Source organism: Serratia bockelmannii (genome assembly GCF_051803255.1).
Lineage (GTDB): Bacteria > Pseudomonadota > Gammaproteobacteria > Enterobacterales > Enterobacteriaceae > Serratia > Serratia bockelmannii.
Window position 1 is genome coordinate 2,583,088 of sequence record NZ_CP196512.1, and the last position, 19,107, is coordinate 2,602,194.

General features: G+C 60.8%; 16 protein-coding genes. 8 read left to right on the plus strand and 8 right to left on the minus strand.

Features of this window, described 5'->3' with window-relative positions:
- Nucleotides 1-44: 44 nt before the first annotated feature.
- Nucleotides 45-686: a tetracycline resistance transcriptional repressor TetR gene (gene tetR, locus ACSJLU_RS12350; protein WP_342096296.1), complete on the minus strand. Its 642-nt coding sequence runs from the start codon at nucleotides 684-686 to the stop codon at nucleotides 45-47.
- Between tetR and tet the strand changes: the two genes are divergently transcribed.
- From tet to ACSJLU_RS12370, 4 genes are all read left to right on the plus strand, one after another.
- Nucleotides 610-1,929, plus strand: coding sequence for a Tet(A)/Tet(B)/Tet(C) family tetracycline efflux MFS transporter (gene tet / locus ACSJLU_RS12355; protein WP_342096297.1), 1,320 nt, complete (start codon nucleotides 610-612; stop codon nucleotides 1,927-1,929). The two genes, tetR and tet, sit on opposite strands and share 77 nt — an antisense overlap.
- Nucleotides 1,930-2,127: 198 nt before the next feature.
- Nucleotides 2,128-3,084, plus strand: coding sequence for a sulfonate ABC transporter substrate-binding protein (locus ACSJLU_RS12360; protein ID WP_060447138.1), 957 nt, complete (start codon nucleotides 2,128-2,130; stop codon nucleotides 3,082-3,084).
- 258 nt (nucleotides 3,085-3,342) lie between these two features.
- Nucleotides 3,343-4,077: a MurR/RpiR family transcriptional regulator gene (locus ACSJLU_RS12365; RefSeq protein ID WP_342096298.1), complete on the plus strand. Its 735-nt coding sequence runs from the start codon at nucleotides 3,343-3,345 to the stop codon at nucleotides 4,075-4,077.
- A gap of 130 nt (nucleotides 4,078-4,207) precedes the next feature.
- Nucleotides 4,208-5,644, plus strand: a complete 1,437-nt coding sequence (locus ACSJLU_RS12370; RefSeq protein WP_099817256.1) for a 6-phospho-beta-glucosidase — start codon at nucleotides 4,208-4,210, stop codon at nucleotides 5,642-5,644.
- Nucleotides 5,645-5,692: 48 nt separating this feature from the next.
- Here ACSJLU_RS12370 and ACSJLU_RS12375 read toward each other — a convergent pair whose 3' ends face one another.
- The 5 genes from ACSJLU_RS12375 to ACSJLU_RS12395 form a co-directional block, all read right to left on the minus strand.
- Entirely contained in the window at nucleotides 5,693-7,030 is a 1,338-nt protein-coding gene (locus ACSJLU_RS12375; protein WP_060447136.1) for a D-serine ammonia-lyase, read from the minus strand.
- A gap of 109 nt (nucleotides 7,031-7,139) precedes the next feature.
- Nucleotides 7,140-7,829 (minus strand): VIT1/CCC1 transporter family protein, encoded by a 690-nt coding sequence (locus tag ACSJLU_RS12380; protein ID WP_025302903.1) that lies wholly within the window; start codon nucleotides 7,827-7,829, stop codon nucleotides 7,140-7,142.
- A 27-nt stretch (nucleotides 7,830-7,856) separates the two neighbouring features.
- Nucleotides 7,857-8,330, minus strand: coding sequence for a VOC family protein (locus ACSJLU_RS12385; RefSeq protein WP_342096299.1), 474 nt, complete (start codon nucleotides 8,328-8,330; stop codon nucleotides 7,857-7,859).
- A gap of 11 nt (nucleotides 8,331-8,341) precedes the next feature.
- A complete protein-coding gene (locus ACSJLU_RS12390; RefSeq protein WP_342096300.1) occupies nucleotides 8,342-8,692 on the minus strand; it encodes a DUF1428 domain-containing protein in 351 nt (116 codons plus the stop codon).
- A gap of 104 nt (nucleotides 8,693-8,796) precedes the next feature.
- Complete coding sequence (locus ACSJLU_RS12395; RefSeq protein WP_049295670.1) at nucleotides 8,797-10,239, minus strand: GGDEF domain-containing protein; 1,443 nt, start codon at nucleotides 10,237-10,239, stop codon at nucleotides 8,797-8,799.
- A 387-nt stretch (nucleotides 10,240-10,626) separates the two neighbouring features.
- Here ACSJLU_RS12395 and ACSJLU_RS12400 point away from each other — a divergent pair, with 387 nt between their 5' ends.
- Complete coding sequence (locus tag ACSJLU_RS12400; protein WP_380825234.1) at nucleotides 10,627-12,765, plus strand: TonB-dependent siderophore receptor; 2,139 nt, start codon at nucleotides 10,627-10,629, stop codon at nucleotides 12,763-12,765.
- A gap of 50 nt (nucleotides 12,766-12,815) precedes the next feature.
- Here the strand turns inward: ACSJLU_RS12400 and ACSJLU_RS12405 are convergent, their stop codons facing one another.
- On the minus strand, nucleotides 12,816-13,631 hold the full coding sequence (locus ACSJLU_RS12405; RefSeq protein WP_043143496.1) for an alpha/beta fold hydrolase: 816 nt from the start codon (nucleotides 13,629-13,631) through the stop codon (nucleotides 12,816-12,818).
- 129 nt (nucleotides 13,632-13,760) lie between these two features.
- Between ACSJLU_RS12405 and ACSJLU_RS12410 the strand changes: the two genes are divergently transcribed.
- A complete protein-coding gene (locus ACSJLU_RS12410; protein ID WP_164550866.1) occupies nucleotides 13,761-13,928 on the plus strand; it encodes a hypothetical protein in 168 nt (55 codons plus the stop codon).
- Nucleotides 13,929-13,976: 48 nt separating this feature from the next.
- On the opposite strand, the gene ACSJLU_RS12415 is transcribed toward ACSJLU_RS12410, so the two are convergent.
- Entirely contained in the window at nucleotides 13,977-16,406 is a 2,430-nt protein-coding gene (locus tag ACSJLU_RS12415; RefSeq protein ID WP_065424061.1) for a DUF3772 domain-containing protein, read from the minus strand.
- Nucleotides 16,407-16,856: 450 nt separating this feature from the next.
- Here ACSJLU_RS12415 and ACSJLU_RS12420 point away from each other — a divergent pair, with 450 nt between their 5' ends.
- Nucleotides 16,857-18,587 (plus strand): ABC-F family ATP-binding cassette domain-containing protein, encoded by a 1,731-nt coding sequence (locus ACSJLU_RS12420; RefSeq protein WP_380825228.1) that lies wholly within the window; start codon nucleotides 16,857-16,859, stop codon nucleotides 18,585-18,587.
- Between the two features lie 47 nt (nucleotides 18,588-18,634).
- The gene (locus ACSJLU_RS12425) at nucleotides 18,635-19,075 is read left to right on the plus strand and encodes a GNAT family N-acetyltransferase (protein ID WP_127145940.1); all 441 of its coding nucleotides are present in this window, start codon (nucleotides 18,635-18,637) and stop codon (nucleotides 19,073-19,075) included.
- Nucleotides 19,076-19,107: the final 32 nt, after the last annotated feature.

A 19,107-nucleotide genomic window follows, 5' to 3' on the forward strand; every position in this document is an offset into this window, starting at 1 on the left:
AAAAGTGGGTATTTCCTATAAATTTCCTATAGATAAGCCCGGTTTTATGATTGCTGGCCGTGATTATTGTCGATCGTCAATTCGGCCTCGGCGCCGTCAACCAACAGCCGCACGCTGGCTTCGAACAGCGCGTCTGCGCCCTTATCCTGCAATGTTTCCCAGCCTTCGCACAGCAGCGGGTAACGCTGGCGATCGGCGTCATTCAGCGCATCGTCCGACTGCATTTGTTGCTCTTCCAGCACCCAGCCCACCACGAAACGTCCGACGGCGAACAGCAGATTAACGGCGCGTTCCGGCGTCAACCCCGCCCGACACAACAGCGCCACCTTGGCCTCAATGATGGCGAATTGCGGTTCCTGCGGCCGGGTGCCGGCATGCAGACGCGCGCCGTCGCGGTAAGCCAGCAGCGCCCGACGGAAATGGCTCGCATTGGTAACGACCCAATCCTGCCAGGGCATGTCGGCGGGCACCTCTTCACGGTGATCCAACATGATGGTTTCCGCCATCGCCTTCAGCAGTTCGGCCTTGTTCTTGAAATGCCAATAGAGCGTGGGAGATTGCACTCCCAAATGTTGTGCCAGGCGACGGGTGCTCAGGGCATCGATGCCGATGTCATTCAGCAACGCCAGCGCCCCGCGCAGGACGGTCACTCGCGTTAAACGCGTCGCGGTATTTTTTTCGCTCATCTCTCTATCACTGATAGGGTTACTATGGAATACTCAATACTCTATCACTGTTAGAGTCGCAATTTTGAAAAAACCTATGCTGGTTATTTTGTTGACGGTATTGCTGGATGCGGTAGGCATCGGCCTGATCATGCCTATCCTGCCGGCGCTGTTGCGCTCACTGGGCGGCCTCGACGCCGGCAGCGTGCATTACGGCGCGCTGCTGGCGGCGTATGCGTTGATGCAATTCCTGTTTTCACCGATCCTCGGCGCACTGAGCGATCGTTTCGGCCGGCGTCCGGTGCTGTTGATTTCGCTCGCCGGCGCGGCGGCCGACTATCTGCTGATGGCGTTCGCGCCGACGCTGGCCTGGCTCTATCTGGGCCGGTTGCTGGCGGGCATCACCGGCGCCAACATGGCGGTCGCCACCGCTTACGTCACCGATATTACCCCCGCCGGCCAGCGCGCGCGGCGTTTTGGCCTGGTGGGCGCGGTGTTCGGCGTCGGTTTTATCGTCGGTCCGCTGCTCGGTGGATCGCTGGGCGAATGGCATCTGCATGCCCCCTTCCTGGCGGCGGCGGCGATGAATGCCCTCAACCTGATCATGGCGTTTTTCCTGCTGCCGGAATCGCGTAAACCCCGCGCCCGCGCCGCCGAGAAAATCCGCCTTAATCCATTTTCGTCATTGCGTCGGCTGCACGGCAAACCGGGCCTGCTGCCGCTGGCCGGTATTTACCTGATCATGGCGCTGGTTTCACAGGCGCCGGCCACGCTGTGGATTTTATACGGTCAGGATCGTTTCGGCTGGAGCATGATGGTGGCGGGCCTGTCGCTGGCCGGTTACGGCGCCTGCCACGCGCTGTCGCAGGCCTTCGCCATCGGCCCGCTGGTCGCACGGCTCGGCGAGCGCAAGGCACTGCTGATCGGCCTGGCGGCCGACGCGCTGGGTCTGGTGCTGTTATCGATCGCCACCCGCGGCTGGGCGCCCTTTGCGCTGCTGCCGTTCTTCGCCGCGGGCGGTATGGCGCTGCCGGCGCTGCAGGCGTTGATGGCGCACAAGGTGGACGACGATCATCAGGGCGAGCTGCAAGGGACGCTGGCCAGCATGGGCAGCCTGATCGGCGTCGCGGGGCCGCTGGTCGCGACGGCGCTGTACGCCGCCACGCGCGATGTCTGGCCCGGCCTGGTCTGGGCGTTGGCCGCCGCCCTGTATCTGTTGGTTCCGCTGTTGCTGGCGCGTTCGCGTGAGCGTGACGCGGCGTAGCGTCAAGCTCACCCTCTCCCGATTAAGCTCATTTATGGCTAAGCAAGGCATTATTCAGCATAAGCGGGCGCTTTACACGCCACTGCGCCGCTCATTATCATCGCCCTTATCCCGCCGCAGGAAAATTTAAATGCCGTTTCATGGCGTTACGCCCAGCGCGTCATCGCTACCGTTCACTTCGCCTATCGGAAAATCAGGATGAGAAAACTCACAACGCCGCTGATCGCCGCCCTGCTGCTCGGCCTGTTTGGCCTGCCGGCCGGCGCGCAGGAGAAACCGCAACAAATCACCATCGGTTACCAGAAAGCCAACATTTTTGCGCTGCTGAAATACCGCGGTACGCTGGAAAAAACCCTGGAGCCGCAGGGTATCAAGGTTCGCTGGATAGAATTCCCCGCCGGCCCACAGATGTTGGAAGGGTTGAACGTCGGCAGCATCGATCTGGCGGCGACCGGCGACGCTCCGCCGGCCTTCGCGCAAGCCGCCAAGGCCGATCTGGTTTATTTGGCACATTCGCCGCCCAGCCCGAAAACCGAAGCCATCGTGGTGCCGCAGGATTCGGCGATCCGCTCCGTGGCCGATCTGAAAGGCAAACGCGTGGCGTTGAACAAAGGGTCTGACGTCAATTACCTGCTGGTGAGCGCGCTGGAACAGGCCGGCTTGAGCTACAAGGACATCACGCCGGTCTACCTGCCGCCGAGCGATGCCCGCGCCGCCTTCCAGCGCGGCAGCGTCGACGCCTGGGTGATTTGGGATCCCTACTACGCCGAGGTGGAAACCCGTGCCAACGCCCGCCTGCTGAAAGACGCGGAAGGCCTGGTGCCGCACTACACCTTCTATCTCGCCAGCCGCCGCTTTGCCGAAACGTACCCGGACAGCGCCAAACAGGTGATTCAACAGCTCGGCGTGCTGAGCGACTGGGCCAACGGCCATCCGCAGGAAGCGGCGGCGATCCTCGCTCAGAGCACCGGCCTGGATCAGGCCATTTGGGCCAGAGCCATCGCCCGCATGCCGTTCGGCAGCCAGCGCATGTCGCCGGAGGTGTTCAGGCAGCAACAGCAGTTGGCGGATAAATTCACCGCCATCGGGCTGCTGCCGGTTAAGGTGGACGTCAACGCCGCCCGCTGGTCCGAAGATAAACCCGAGACGCCATAGCCTTTGCCGCGCTTTGTCTTTAGAAAGCAGAAACCGGCATTTTGCCACCGGAATAAGCTGACCTATGCTAACCCTGTGTGATGAAACGCGTTTTCATGGCATGTCTTCCGGAACGTTTTGCTTTAATTTGTTCGTCGTGAACCCTGGGCCGCGCCTGACTGGTGCGGCTTTTCTTTTTGCCCGGCAGTGCCAGCGGCGGTGAATTTTGCTATGTTAACCCGCAGATAAGCTTCCCGTTTTCAGCCGCCGGACCGACTCATGTTTACCCATAAAGCAATCGCCGAGCTCAACGCCCTGGAGCTGATGGTTTATACCTACGTCAGCAAACACAAGAATCAAGTGATGTACATGACCATCCGCGAGCTGGCCGAGGCCGCCGGCGTCTCCACCACCACCGTGCTGCGGTTTTGCAAGAAAATGGGCTGTGACGGCTATTCGGAATTTCGCATCCGTTTCAAGCTGTATCTGGAACAAACCGATGCGCCACCGGTCGATTCTGGCATCGGCGAAATCCTCAGCTTTTTTAAAAGCGTCAGCAACGAAGAATTTAATCAGCTGATCGATCAGGCGGTGCAACATATCGCCGCCGCCGAGCGAATTATTTTCGTCGGCATCAGTACGTCGGGCGCATTGGGGAAATATGGCGCGCGTTTCTTTTCCAACGTCGGGAAATTCAGCACCCATATCGACGATCCTTATTATCCCGTCAACAGCGACATGTATAAAAACGCGGTGGCGATCATGCTGTCGGTCTCTGGCGAGACCGAAGAGATCCTGCGTCTGGCCAGCCAATTCAGCCTGCATCACTGCAAGATCATCAGCATCACCAACAACGAAACCTCTTCGCTGGCGCGGCTGGCGGACTTCAACCTCTCCTACCACGTTCCGCAGCATTTGATTGGCGGGCATCACAATATCACCACGCAGATCCCCGTGCTTTACATTATTGAAACCATCGGTAAACGGCTCGGGCATATTAATCCGGCAAAATAAAACAGGCTGTTTTTTTATTGTGACAAATCACTTTTCACGGTGATTTGTTATATCGTGACATTTCTTTCGGTCTTGCTACTCTATTCTCAACGCAGCGTTATTACCCTTCATTAAATAAACCGATGAGACATTGACGATGAAACAGTTGCCGAAGGATTTTCTGTGGGGGGGCGCGGTCGCCGCGCACCAGGTTGAAGGCGGTTGGGATCGGGGCGGCAAAGGGCCCAGCATCGCCGACGTGCTGTCCGGCGGCTCGCACGGCGTGGATCGCGTGATGACCGACGGCGTGCTCGATGGCTATCGCTACCCCAACCACGAAGCGGTAGATTTCTACGGCCGCTATAAGCAGGACGTGGCGCTGTTCGCCGAGATGGGCTTCAAGTGTTTTCGCACCTCGATCGCCTGGACGCGCATCTTCCCGAACGGCGACGAAGCGACGCCGAACGAGGCCGGCCTGCAGTTTTACGACGACCTGTTCGACGAACTGCTGAAATACGGCATCCAGCCGGTGATCACCCTGTCCCACTTCGAAATGCCTTACCATCTGGTGAAGGCCTACGGCGGCTGGAAAAATCGCCGGGTGGTGGAGTTCTTCGTGCGCTTTAGCGAGGTGGTGATGCGTCGCTACCGCGAAAAAGTGAAGTACTGGATGACCTTCAACGAGATCAACAACCAGAGCAACTACCGCTACCCGCTGTTCGGCTACTGCTGTTCCGGCGTGGATTACACCCAGGAAGACAACCCGGAACAGGCGCTGTACCAGGTGTTGCACCACCAGTTCGTCGCCAGCGCGCAGGTGGTCAAACTCGGCCATCAGATCAACCCGGAATTCAAAATCGGCTGCATGCTTGCCTGCGTGCCGTTCTATCCTTATTCCTGTAAACCGGACGACGTGATGTACGCCGTGGAAGCGATGCACCAGCGCTATCTGTATACCGACGTGCAGATGCGCGGCTACTACCCAAGCTACCTGCTGCGCGATTGGGAACGCAAAGGGCTGAAGATCGAGATGCAGCCGCAGGACGCGCAGATCCTGCGCGAGGGCTGCACCGACTACATCGGTTTCAGCTACTACATGAGCAATGCGCTGCAGGCCAACGCGGTGGACGGCAGCGACGGCATGTTCGGCTTCCCGGGCAACGTGCCGAACCCGCACGTCAAGGCCTCCGACTGGGGCTGGCAGATCGATCCGGTCGGGCTGCGCTATTCGCTGAACGTGCTGTATGAACGTTACCAGAAGCCGCTGTTTATCGTGGAAAACGGCTTCGGCGCCTTCGACAAGGTGGAGGCGGACGGCCAGATCAACGATGACTATCGCATCGACTATCTGCGCGCCCATATCGAAGAGATGAAGAAAGCGGTGATTGAAGACGGCGTAGACCTGATCGGCTATACGCCCTGGGGCTGCATCGACTGCGTGTCGTTCACCACCGGTGAGTACAGCAAACGCTACGGGTTCATCTACGTCGACAAACACGACGACGGCACCGGCACGCTCGAACGTTCGCGCAAGAAAAGCTTCGACTGGTATCGCCAGGTGATCGCCAGCAACGGCGAACAGCTGTAACCGCACGACAGACAATCAGGGGCGATTTTCGCCCCTTTTTACTGTGCCTTACTCCGCCGCCTGCCCGGCGGCGAGGTACTTCGCCATTTCCGCCGACGGCACCATGCCGCCGCCGGTCGCCCACACCAGATGCGTCGCCTGCGCCAGGTGCTCGGCGCTGATGCCTTGCTCGCTGAGCGCCTTCGCATGGGCGGCAACGCGCCACGGTCCGGCCATGCCCGCCAACGCGGACGGCTCCAGTTGGATATGCTCGTACCGGTCCAACAACCCGAGCAGCGCAAACATCTCTTCATCGCTGAGAGTGTAAAACGCGTTCAGCAGACGTTCCATCGCCCGGCCGACAAAGCCGGAGGCGCGCCCCACCGCCAGCCCGTCCGCCGCCGTGCGGTTGTCGATGCCGAGATCTTGCACCGCAATGCCGTCATGCAACCCGCTGTAGACGCCGAGCAGCATGCAGGGCGAATGGGTCGGTTCGGCAAAAATGCAGTGAACGTGATCGCCGAACGCCAGCTTGAGGCCAAAGGCCACACCGCCCGGCCCGCCGCCAACGCCGCACGGCAGATACACGAACAGCGGATGCTGCGCGTCCACCACAATGCCCTGTTCGGCAAACTGACGCTTCAGGCGACCGCCGGCCACCGCGTAGCCGAGGAACAGGGTTTGCGAGTTTTCATCATCGATAAAGAAGCAACTCGGATCGTCCGCCGCCTGTTTGCGCCCTTGTTCGACCGCCACGCCGTAATCGTCGGCGTACTCCACCACCGTCACGCCATTTTCGCGCAGCTTCTGTTTTTTCCACTCTCGCGCATCCGCCGACATGTGCACGCTGACGTCAAACCCCAACCGGGCGCTGATGATGCCGATGGATAATCCCAGATTGCCGGTCGATCCGACGGCGATGCGGTACTGGCTGAAGAATTGACGGAACTCGTCGGAAAACAGCCGGGCGTAGTCGTCGCCGGTGTGCAGCAGCCCCGCCTCCAGTGCCAGCTTTTCCGCGTGCGTCAGCACCTCATAGATGCCGCCGCGCGCCTTGATTGAACCGGAAATCGGCAGATGGCTGTCCTTTTTCAACAGCAGGCGTCCGCCCAACGTCTGCCCATAGCGCCGATCCAACGCGAGCTGCATGGCAGGGATCGCCACCAGCTCGGATTCGATGATCCCCTTTGTGGGTTGGGTTTCCGGGAAGGCCGCGGCGAGATAAGGCGCGAAGCGCGCCAGGCGCTGCTCCGCGTCGGCGACGTCGGCGGCGGTCAACCCGACGTGGGGCAAGCCTGCGGCCAGCGTTGTCGCGCGTGGATTGAACCAGGTGATCGGCTCTAGCGCGACCATGCGTTGCAACAGCGGATGCTGGGCGACCCACGATAGGATCTGTGATTTCTGCATAAGTGTCCCTGACTGAGGTTGGCGTTGCCGTCACCTTGCCGCGAACGCCGGCGGCTGACAAATGATAAATTCTGAGCTTGAGGTGCAATAGATTGATGCAAGTGCGACGTTAGCCGGCCGTCACGCCAAACAGCAGGCCGACGCCGGAAGAAACCGCCATCGCCAGTGCGCTCCAGATGAGGATGCGCGCCACGCCCGGCAAGATCGGCGCCCCGCCGGTTTTCGCGGCGATGCCGCCGAGAACGCCGAGGGAAATCAGCGCCGACGCCACCAGCGCCGGCCGCGTCCAGGCGACCGGTACCCACAGCGCCACCAGCAGCGGCAACAGCGCGCCGAGAGAGAAACTCAGGGCCGACGCCAACGCGGCCTGCAGCGGCCGGGCGCGGGTGGCAGAGGAAATGCCCAGCTCGTCGCGCGCGTGGGCCTCCAGCGCATCATGCGCCATCAGCTTTTCCGCCACCTGCCGGGCCAACGCCGGATCCAGACCGCGATGCACGTAGATTGACGTCAGTTCGCGAAACTCCCCCGGGTAGTCTTCAAGCAGTTCCGCCTGTTCCTCCGCCAGCGCGGCCTTTTCGGTATCCGCCTGCGACGAGACCGACACATACTCGCCGGTGGCCATCGACATTGCGCCGGCCACCCACCCGGCGACACCGGCGATCATCAGCGCGGAATGCGAGGCGCTGGCCGCCGCGACGCCCAGCAGCAGGCTGGCCGTTGAAACGATGCCGTCGTTGGCGCCGAGCACCGCCGCCCGCAGCCAGCCGATGCGTTCAATACTGTGCCGTTCTCGGTGCATCCGTTCTCTCCCTCAGTGAGCGTTGCACTACTCGCGCGCCGCCGCTTCCAACCCGGCGATGTCGATTTTGCCCATTAACAGCATCGCTTCCGTGACACGCCGCACGCGGGCGGCGTCGGGATCGTTCATCAACTCCGTCAGGCGCCGCGGCACGATCTGCCAGCAAAGCCCCCAGCGATCGCGCAGCCAGCCGCACTGCTCCGCCTCGCCGCCCTCGCTCAACGCGTCCCACAGCCTGTCGACCTCCGCCTGATCGTCACATTCCACCATCACGGAGAAGCTGTGATTGAACGGATCCAACGGCCCGGCTTCGATCGCCGCATAGCGCTGGTCGCCCAACATGAAGGAAGCCAGCTTCACGCTGCCGGCCGGGCCGCTCGGCGTATCCGCCGGCAGCTCGGAAAACCAGTTCACGGACGAACCGGGGATCAACGCGACATAGCAATTCAGCGCCGCTTCCATGTCTTTTTCAAACCACAGATGTTGCGTAATTCTGGCCATCTGTGCCTCCTTTACGCATCGAGGATCGGCGCGAAACCGCCGAAGATCATGCGTTTGCCGTCGAACGGCATCTCGCCCAGCGCTTTCATGCGCGGGTCGTTCATCATTTTTTCGTTGGCGGCGTCACGTACCGCCTTGGAGGGGTACTCTATCCAACTGAACACCACCACTTCGTCTTCCTGGGCTTTTACCGCGCCGCGAAAGTCGGTAAGTTTGCCGTCGGGCACGTCATCGCCCCAACATTCCACGATGCGCGTGGCGCCAAACTCTTTGAACAGCGGCGCCGCTGCGGCCACCAACCGGTGATAGGCCTCCTTATTGGCGGCCGGTACCGCCACCACAAACCCGTCTACGTATTTCATTCTGGCATCCTCTTGTCTGATTAAGGACAGTCGGTTCGGCGCAGGCGGAAATGCCCGCGCCCCCTACCAGTTTAGACGGCCGGGGCAGAGCGCGGATCGGAAGTTCAGCGGCCATGAGCAGCCGGCGGAGACGATTCCGGTGTGGCAACCCGGTTACGGCCGGCGTTTTTCGCTTTGTACACCGCCAGATCCGCCAGCTTCAGCAGATCCGCCAGGCTTTGGCCGGCGCCGCCCGGGCAGGTCACCATGCCGATGCTGACGGTGATCTGCAGCGGATGCCCGGCCGGCATGAGGATAGACTCCGTTTCGATGCGTTGCCGCAGGCGTTCGGCCAATTGCCATCCTTGCTGCGGCTGGCCGAGCGTCGAAACGATGGCGAACTCTTCGCCCCCCATGCGGCCGAACAGGTCACCGACGCTCAGATCGGCGGCGATCGCGCGGGTAAAGGCCATCAGTGCCTGATCGCCGCCGGCATGGCCAAAACGGTCATTAATCGATTTGAAATAGTCGATATCGAGCATCATGACGCACACCAGCTCGCCCTTTTGGTCTATCAACCGTTCGCCGCGCTGCATAAACGCATTGCGCGTCAGCACGTGCGTTAACGCATCGTGATTCGCCACGTGCTCCAGCGTGCGCAGCAGCGCATTACGCGCATAGTTCATGCTGGCCACGGCGATGGGCCCCAGCGCCAGCAGCGCGATGCCCAAACGCATCGATACCGCGTTTTGCAACACCTTCATGTCGAGCGTCGTGCTAAGCAACCCGAAATCGATCGCCAGATGGCACCACAGCACATAAATCAGCACCGCAATCATGGTGCAGAACAATGAGAAGGACATCGCCAGCCATAGCAGCACCGGCATGGGAAAGATCACCGCCCCGGGGCCGCCGATCAGCACGCTGCACACCGCCGCCAGCAACAGCAGCGCCAATACCGTGAGTTTTCGCCCCGCGCGCGGCCAGTGGCTGCGCTGGGTGAACAGGGCGCCGGCCGCCGCAAGGCGACGTCGCCAATCGGCGGGAAACGCCAGAATAAACGGCATCAGCGTGACGTAGTTGGTGAATTCGGACGAGAACCACAGCGCCAGCGAGGTCAGATACGGTCTGCCGAACAGCCACTGCGAAGTTGCGGCGCCCACCGCGCCGGTCGCGGCGGCGGCAGCCAGGCAGATACCGAACAGGTACATGCTGGACGTGCCGCGCTGCAACGTGCGCGCCGGCGGCGACAGCCGCATGAACAACAGATACCCCACCACGACGCCGGTCAGATTGGCGACGTTCAGCAGCAGCGTCTTTTGCAGCGAACTGCCGGTCAACAGGTCCGCCGCCAGATAGCCCAGCACCGCCATGCCCCAGCCGGCCCGCGTAGCCCACTGTGGCCGCCGCACCAAAACGGCCAGCAGTACGGCGTTCACCGGCCAGAATATCGCCAGAAAACTGCCGGGGCGACTCACGATGCCCAGCAGACACAGGGTGAACACCAGCAAAAAAATGATGAGCGCGGGCCAAATTTTCCGGGTATCGGACAACGAGGTGGTTTGCATCTTGGATCCAGAGACTTCCGCTAGCATAAAGTGACCGTCTGTTCGCGTCACAACCGTCGGCGATGAGGCGAAGATAAACGGCCGACCCGCCTATTATTGCCAGTTTTGCCTGCCCGGACACCTGTTTATTCATCAAGGGAAAATATATTTGTGTATCAATATATTGACAGGAATCCCCCTTCCGGCGAACAAACTGCCGTGCCCCTCCCGTCACTACGATCGTTATTGCCACCCAGCCGATTTTTTACCGGAAAAATGGCCGCCTTTTACCGTAAAGACAAAATTAAATCGCGCAGTGAAGGGATACAGGCATTCCCCACTATTCAAAACGTATAAATGATAATTATAATGATAATCGTTACTATTTATTATTTTTTACGGAATTATATGCGCCACTCAGTTCTTCGCCACCCCAACAAAAACAAAAAAAATCACGTTTTTCGCTCGCTGCCCCTGTTCGCCGGCCTGTTCCCCGCCCTGACGATCGCCGCCGCACCCGGCGCAAAAACGGAGGAATCCATTACGGTGACCGCCGCGGCCCAGCCTTCTGGTAGCTATAGCGCCGACACCGCCTCGACCGCCGGCAAGAGCGCAGCGCCGATCGCCGAGGTACCGCAATCGGTCAGCGTCGTCACCTCTCAGGTCATTGACGACTTCCAGGTCAAAAGCGTCAATGACGCGATGAAGTTCGTCAGCGGCGTCACCCAGGGCAACACGCTCGGCGGCACGGAGGATGGCTTCGTCAAACGCGGGTTCGGGGTTAACTCCGACGGCTCGGTCTTCATCGACGGCGTGCGCAGCAACCAGGGGTTGAGCATGGACGCCACCACCGATCGCGTTGAGGTCCTGAAAGGTTCCGCTTCGCTGCTGTATGGCATCCTCAGCCCCGGCGGCGTCATCAATCTGATCAGCAAAAAACCGCAGTATGACTGGAACACCCGCATCAGCGGCGCCACCAACAGTGTTGGCGGCGGCAGCGGCAGCGTCGATGTGACCGGCCCGCTGGGCGGCGGCTTCGCCTTTCGCCTGATCGCCGAACGCCAGCACGCAGATTACTGGCGCAATTTCGGCAGCGACGAACACACGCTGATCGCCCCCTCGCTCAGTTGGTTCGGCGACCAGGCCTCCTTTAACATCGCCTACAGCGAATACAAGTACGACATTCCTTACGATCGCGGCACCGCATTTATCGACGGCAAACCGGTCGATGTGCCCTATGACCGCCGCTTGGATGACTACGCGAACCATGCCTGGGGCAAGAACAAACGTCTGAACGCCCATTATGAGTACGCGCTGGATCCGATCTGGACGACCCGCTTCAACTACGCCTGGCTGCAACGCCGTTACGACAGCAACGAAGTGCGCGCCACCGCGGTCGACACCACGACCGGCATCGTCTCGCGCCGCGCCGACGCCAATCGCGGTTTCAATCATCAAACCCACTATTACTCCTGGGATCTGACCGGTTCGCCGCAGCTGTTCGGCATGCAGCACGACCTGCTGCTGGGCGTGGACTACGAGAAGAATCAGACCTACAAGGCCTATTCCTACCGCGGCAAGGTCTCGAAGACCTTCAACATGCATGATCCGGTGTATGGCGAAACGCCGGTCACCGACAGCACCACTTACAGTGACGCGTCAAGCAACCTGCGCGCCACGCTGTTCAGCCGTTCCCTGTACGCCAAGGACAGCATTCATCTCACCGATCAATGGATCGCGGTGCTGGGCGCGCGCTATCAGTCGTATTACCAAAACAACAGCAACGGTTTCCAGAAACCGAAAAATACGCTCAATGACAAAGACGACCAGTTTTTGCCGCAGGCGGGGTTGGTGTATAAGCTGACGCCGAGCCTGTCGCTGTACGGCAATTACAGCCGTTCGTTCACGCCGTCCACCGCCATCGACGACAATGGCGACGTCGCTACGCCGGAAACCGGCACCACCTATGAGGTAGGCGGAAAATGGCAGATCACTCCGGCGTTCGACGCCACGCTGGCGCTCTATCGCATCGATGAAAGCAATATGTCGATCTTTATCAACGGCGTGACCCGCAGCATTCCCAAAGCGCGCTCCACCGGTGCGGAATTGGAGTTGAACGGCGAAGTGGCGCCCAACTGGGATCTCACCGCCAACTACAGCTACGACAAAACCGAGATCGTCGAAGACAACCTCAATCCGACCAACGTCGGCAATCGGCTGGTCAACGCCCCGACCAACATGGGCGGCCTGTACCTCAGCCACCGCATGACGCTGCCGGTGGTGCCCGGCGAGGTGCGCATTGGCGGCGGCGCGCGCTACGTCGGTCGCCGCGCCGGCGATCCGGAGAACAGTTTCACCATGCCGGCCTATACCGTGGCGGATGCCTTTGTCGCCTGGGACAGCAAGCTGCTGGGGAAACATACTCAGCTGAAACTGAATGTGAAAAACCTGTTCAACCGCGAATACTATGCTTCCAGCGCCGGTAATTTACGCGTGATTGAGGGTGAGCCGCGCAGCCTGAGCCTGCAGGCGACGGTCGATTTCTAACCTGTCACGCCTTGGGCGCCGTTTGGCGCCCGTTTTCTTTGCGGCGGCCCTCAAAACGCCTTGCGACACATCACATCGGCGAGAAAATCCAACAGCGCGCGGTTGAACACCGCCGGCCGCTGCAGCGGCGCGAAGTGGCTGACACCCGGCAGCATCACCAGACGGGCGCCAGGGATGCTGTCGCTCAGGTAGGCGGCATGCTCGACGCGGATAAACTCATCGTGCTCGCTATGAACGATCGTCACCGGCACGCGAATGGCTGCCAATTCCTGTACGCGGTAGTCTGGCTGGCTGCTCATCATCAGGCTCACGGCAGCGACGAACGCGTCGAACTCCTCCGGCGTCGGCGACAAGGCGGCATAGTCCTGCGCATGACGCGCAAAACAGCGCTCCACGATGGGGTTGGACGCGGGCGGTTTAACGCCGCTGGCGTCCATATTGCAACCGAAGAAAAAAACGCCGTCCACCCGCTGCGGCGCCCGATGGGCAGCGATAAGCGCAACACAGGCGCCATCGCTCCAGCCCGCCAGCGCGGCGTGCGGGATCCGCAACGCGTCCATCACCGCCAACAGATCATCGGCCATCCGATCGTAACGATACGGTCGGCCGTCGCGCGTGCTGCGCCCGTGCCCGCGGCTATCGATGAGCAACACCCCATACCCGGCGGCCAGCAGCGTCGGCAGCTGATACCCCCAGTTGCCGCTGTGGCCTAGGCCGCCGTGCAGCAGGATCACCGTCGGATCCGCGCCATAGGCCGCATACCAGATGCGCGCGCCGTCATGTTCGACATCACCCTGCTTGGTAAAGGGCGGCAACGGCGGCGCACCCTGCACGGCAAAGTGGGTCAAATCGTCGTCGGTTTGCATCTTTCCCTCCTCGTTCGCCGCCGTTGTGCGCCGAAACGTTATCAAAGGAGTATAGATTGCACCGGTGAGCGGTGCCGTTCGCTTTCCCGACATATACTTAAGGGAGGAATCGCAATGGAGGACGGTGAGATGAAGAAGATAATTCTCGTGTTTTTGATGCTGATGCTGAGCGGTTGTATCGGCGGAGGCGGCGGCCCATCGAATGCGCCTTCGGCATCGCCGAATGAACCTTACACCTGCACCAAATCCAGCGCCAACAGCGACTGCTCGCAATCGGTGGAGCCGTCGATGTACTAGCCACGTTCGGCGGGCCGTCACTTAACGGCCCGCCGCCTCAGGGCTGGGTTAGGAGGAGTGTTCCTCTTCGTTGGCCTGATACCGCGTCGCCTGCTGTTTCATAAACACCACTTCTTGCGGGCTGGACAGGCTCACTTCCTGCGCGCGCAGCAGCTTGAGGATATTGAACAGCAGTTCGCTCTTGGTGGCGCCGACCATGCGCGGGCTCGGCACGTAGCCAGTCACGCTCAGGATAATACCGTCCGGCCCCAGCTGGCTAAAGCGCACATAAGGTGCCGGCGTCTCCAGAATGGTTTCGTACTCGTTATAGGCGCTGAGCAAGATATTGCGCACCTGCTCCGGATCGATCGAGGTCGGGAACGTCAGCGCGATGGTCACTACCCCTTGCGCGTTGCCCATGGTGGCGTTGCGCACGTTCTGCGAGATCAGCTGCGAGTTCGGTACGATCATGGTGGAGCGGTCGCTGAGCTGGATTTCGGTGGCGCGCACGTTGATGCGCCGCACGTCGCCTTCCACGCCGCCGATGCCGATCATATCCCCGACCTTCACCGGGCGCTCGGTTAGCAGGATCAGGCCGGAAATAAAGTTCTTCACGATCTCCTGTAAACCGAAACCGATACCGACTGACAAGGCGCTGACGATCCACGCCAGGTTGCTCCACTGGATGCCGAGCGCCGCCAGGGTGATCAGAATCACCAGCACATAACCGATATTGCTGAACAGCGTCACCAGCGAGGCCCGGATGCCGACGTCCGAAATGGTTTTCGGCAGCAGCTCAGAGCCCAGCCAGCGCCGCACCGCGCGCAGAATGTAGATACCGATCGCCAGACAGATCACGGCGTTGAGCAGGTTGCCGGGCACGATGTTGAAACGCTGTAAGCCTTCGCCGGTCAGGATCGAGACGATTTTCTCCATCAGCGAGCCTGGCGTGGTGCTGCCGAACGAGCCGTTGAACAACGCGACGATCATCAACAGCAACAGCGAACATTTGGCCAGCGCGGTGGTGATGATCGCCACCTGCTCCAGATGGCGATCCTTGAAGCTGAGCGTTTTCTTCAGCATCTTGCCGCTGACGGTCTGCGGCGAAAACAGCGCGGCGCACAGGTCAGTGGCGAACAACACCATGAAGTAGAACGCCATCAGCACCAGCACCACCCAGATCAGCTGGTAGGTCAGGAAGCGGGCGAAGGCGATGTAACCCACAAGCAAGGAAAGCAGGATCACCACCGAACACACCAGGGTGACGATGTGCACCAGCCCGCCGACCAGCGTGCGTTTTTCCAGGTGCGCGCCCTGCTGCTCCAGACGGCGACGAATGCGCTGGCCGCGCAGCGGCGCCGCCAGCAGCACCATGCCGATCAGCCCCGCTACCAGGCCGTTGCCGAAGATGGTGGTGGCCAATGAGGCGCTGACGACGTTGTTGATCAGCTCAACGGTGCCGAACGCCAGCGCCAGACCGGCCAGCAGCGGCGAGAAGTAACGCAGCCCGGCGGCCACTTCATTGTCCAGCGAAGCCAAACGCCACGACGGACGATTCAGCGACAGCGCCGCACGCCCCAGCCCGGCGATCAGCGCGCAGAAAATCCCCAGACGGTTAAAGCCTTCGGCGAAGTCTTCCAGCATCACCGGCAGCGGCTGCACGCGGATAAAAACGTAATACAGCAAATTCAGCGCGATCGAGGTAGTGAACACCGTCACGGCCACGGTGATGATCGCCATAAAGCTGCGGCGCAGGCGCCCGTCCGGCAGGAAGCGAATGCTGACCCAGGCGAGGAAACGCTCGGACAAATAGCGCCCCCAGGACCAGACGATCACCGCCAGCGCCAGCAACGCCAGCGTGCCGTACCGCCATTCGTCCTGCCAACTGGCGTCCCAGGCCGCTTTCATCTCGGCGTTGAACTGGTCCAGCCGCTGCACGTCATCCGCTGACGGCTGCACCACCGGCGTCCAGAACTTGACGCCCAAAATGCTGCCGGTGTTCAGCGCCAGCTGGGTTTTAAACGCTACCCGGCGCAGATCGCTGATCTGCTGCCCCAGGTCGAAAGCGCTGGTCTTGATGGCCTGCGCGCGTTTTACCGCATCGTCCAGCTGCTTCTTGCTGCTGTTCAGCGCATTACGCTGCTGGGCGACAGCCGGGGTTTCCGGCAGCGCGCCGGCCGCCGGGGCCGGCCCCAACACGTCCAGCTGTGCCTGCAGTTTTTCCTGCAGCGGCTGCAGATCGGCAGACAATTTATCCATGCTGGCGACCAGATCGTCGGTCGCCAGCCGCAGCTTGCTGAGCTGGGTGTCGGTGGTAGCCTTTGAAACCAGCTGCTTCATGCTGTCCAACTGCTTTTGCGCGGCTTTCAGCTGCGTAGCGGGATCGGGTGCGCTTTCGGCGGTGGGATCATCCTGGGGGGCGGCGACGGCGCCGAGCGGCGTCAGCTGCAAACCCAACAGCAATAACAACAACAGCAGGAACGAACGGGGCTTTAACATAAATTCAGTGCTCAGCATCATTATCTGATAGACAGACGAAAAGGCGGCGGATGAACCGTCGCTTAACCATAAACGCTAATTATAATAGCTGCTTAATGTCGGCCGAAATACAGTAATTATTCCCATTGTGTGCCACGCGCCCGTGCTCGCCTTAGCCTGCTGATTATTCAGGCGCTTTTACACTGGCGATACGGCATAAAGCGCTCTATACTCCAGCCACCGATTAACCTGCAACGAATAAAAGGAGACTTACTATGCTGACGTGTGAATTGGTTTTTCACTCACACTTCTTTGGTAATCGTCGCCGCTCAAGCATTACCGGTATCGTGCTGCGATAACCCAGCTTGAGCGAAGCTTACTAAAATCCAGGATCTTCCCTCCGGCTTACCGGGTTGTCGTCAGCGATGTTTGACGATAGGCATTGTCATGCCTGTAACTCTTGAGTAAGCAATGAGCACATTACTGTCTGCACAATCTGTCGGTTACGACAACGCGTTCGGCGTCCTGCTGAGCGAGATATCCTTCAGCCTGAAAAAAGGCGATCGCATCGGTTTGATCGGCGATAACGGCTGCGGCAAAAGCACCCTGCTGCAAATTCTCAGCGGCGACCTACCTGCGCACACCGGTTCAGTGACATTGTCACACCAATGTCTGATGGCGCGCATCGAGCAGCACCTGCCGCCGGAGCTGCACACCTGCACCCTGCTGGATGCGGTGCTGGCGCGGCTGCCTGCGGGCCAACACCTCAGTGAACGCTGGCGCTGTGAAGCGTTACTGGCCGAGCTGGGGTTTGAACCGGCGAGCTGGACGTTGACCGCCGGCACCCTCAGCGGCGGCCAGCATACGCGGCTGCTGTTGGCGCGCGCGTTGATCCGCCAACCCGATCTGCTGTTGCTCGACGAACCCAGCAACCACCTGGACCTGCCCACGCTGCTGTGGCTGGAACAGTTCTTGCGCAGCTGGGCCGGCAGCTTCGTGCTGGTGTCGCACGATCGCTACCTGCTCGATCAGGTGACTAACTGCACCTGGATCCTGCGCGACAAAACGCTGCAGTTCTTCCGTTTGCCCTGCTCTGCGGCGCGCACCGCGCTGGCGGAACAGGACGCCGCGGACGAACAGCGGCGCTACGCCGAGCAGAAAGAGATAGACCGGGTGGAAAAAAGCGCCAAACGCCTGGCGACCTGGGGCAAGGTCTACGACAACGAAGATCTGGCGCGCAAGGCCAAGCAAATGGAGAAGCGCGTCGATCGGTTGAAGGAAGAACAGACCACCCTGACCGCCGGCAGCCCGTGGCGGTTGCGGCTGCAGGGAGAAGCGCTGGACGCCGATCGCCTGCTGGCGCTGCCGCACTGGGCCGTGCGCCCGGCGCCGGATGCGCCGGTGCTGTTCAGCCTGGAACATCTGCGCGTGAAAAGCGGCGATCGCATCGCCATCGTCGGGCGCAACGGCTGCGGTAAATCGTCGCTGCTGCGCCTGTTGTGGCGTGAGTATCAGCAACAAACGGAGCGCCCGGCGCTGTTCCATCCGCGCGTGCGCATCGGCTATTACGATCAGAGCCTGCAACAGCTGCGCGATGAAGACACGTTGAGCGACGCATTGGCGCAGTTTGCACCGCTGACCGAGGAACAGCGGAAAATGGCGCTGATCGGCGCCGGTTTTCCTTACCTGCGCCACCATCAGCAGATCCGTTCGCTGAGCGGTGGCGAGCGTTCGCGGCTGCTGTTCGTCGGTCTGACGCTGGCCAACCATTCGCTGCTGCTGCTGGACGAGCCCACCAACCACCTGGACATGGCGGGCAAAGAGGAGCTGGCGGAAACGCTGCGCCAGTTCCCCGGCGCCGTCATGCTGGTTACCCACGACAGGATGCTGATCGAACAGAGCTGCAACCGCTTTTGGCTGATCGACCAGCAAAAACTGGAGGAGTGGCACGATCTGGCGCCGGTGTATCAGCGCCTGGCGGGCGAAGCGCCGGCACTGCCGACGGCGGACAGGGCTAATGCTGATGGCCCGACGCCGGACGATCGATTGGAAGGCGAAGAAGCGCTGTTGACCGCCCTGTTTGCCCTCGAAAGCAAATTGGAGGCCGACCTGGCGCGCAAGCCGAAGCATCAGAAACCGGAGCTTCAGGCGCGCTGGCGCCGCGAGATTGCCGACATCACCGCCCGGTTGCATCTGGGCTAACCTTGACAGGCCGCCATCCGGCGGCCTGTTTTTTGATGGAGTGCGATATGGCATTTTCCCTTGAGCAAGCCTCACTCTCGCAGCGGCCACTGCTGGCGCCCATGCTGTCCGATTGCCTTCGCGAGTTGGGCGCCGATGGAGATTACCCCTATCTGCCGCTCTACTGGCGCGAGGTCGGCCGCTACCCTTATTTGATATTGAGCGATCGACAAACGGCCGGTTTCGCGTTGGTCAGGCGCCTGGATAGCGCCACCGTCGAAATGGCGGAGTTCTACATCAAACCCGAATGGCGACGCAACGGGATGGGGCAACGGGCTGCCCGCGCCTTGTTCGTGCAGCATCCCGGCGGTTGGTCGCTGTCGGTCAGCCAGGATAATCCGCGCGGGCTGGCGTTTTGGCGCTCGGTAATACCGGCCGGGACCATGACTCAACCACTTTCGGCCCCCGATGCCATGATGCAGCTGCGCTTTTCATCCCCGCCGCCCTGAGCGACACATTACTTTCATCCTTTTATGGCAGG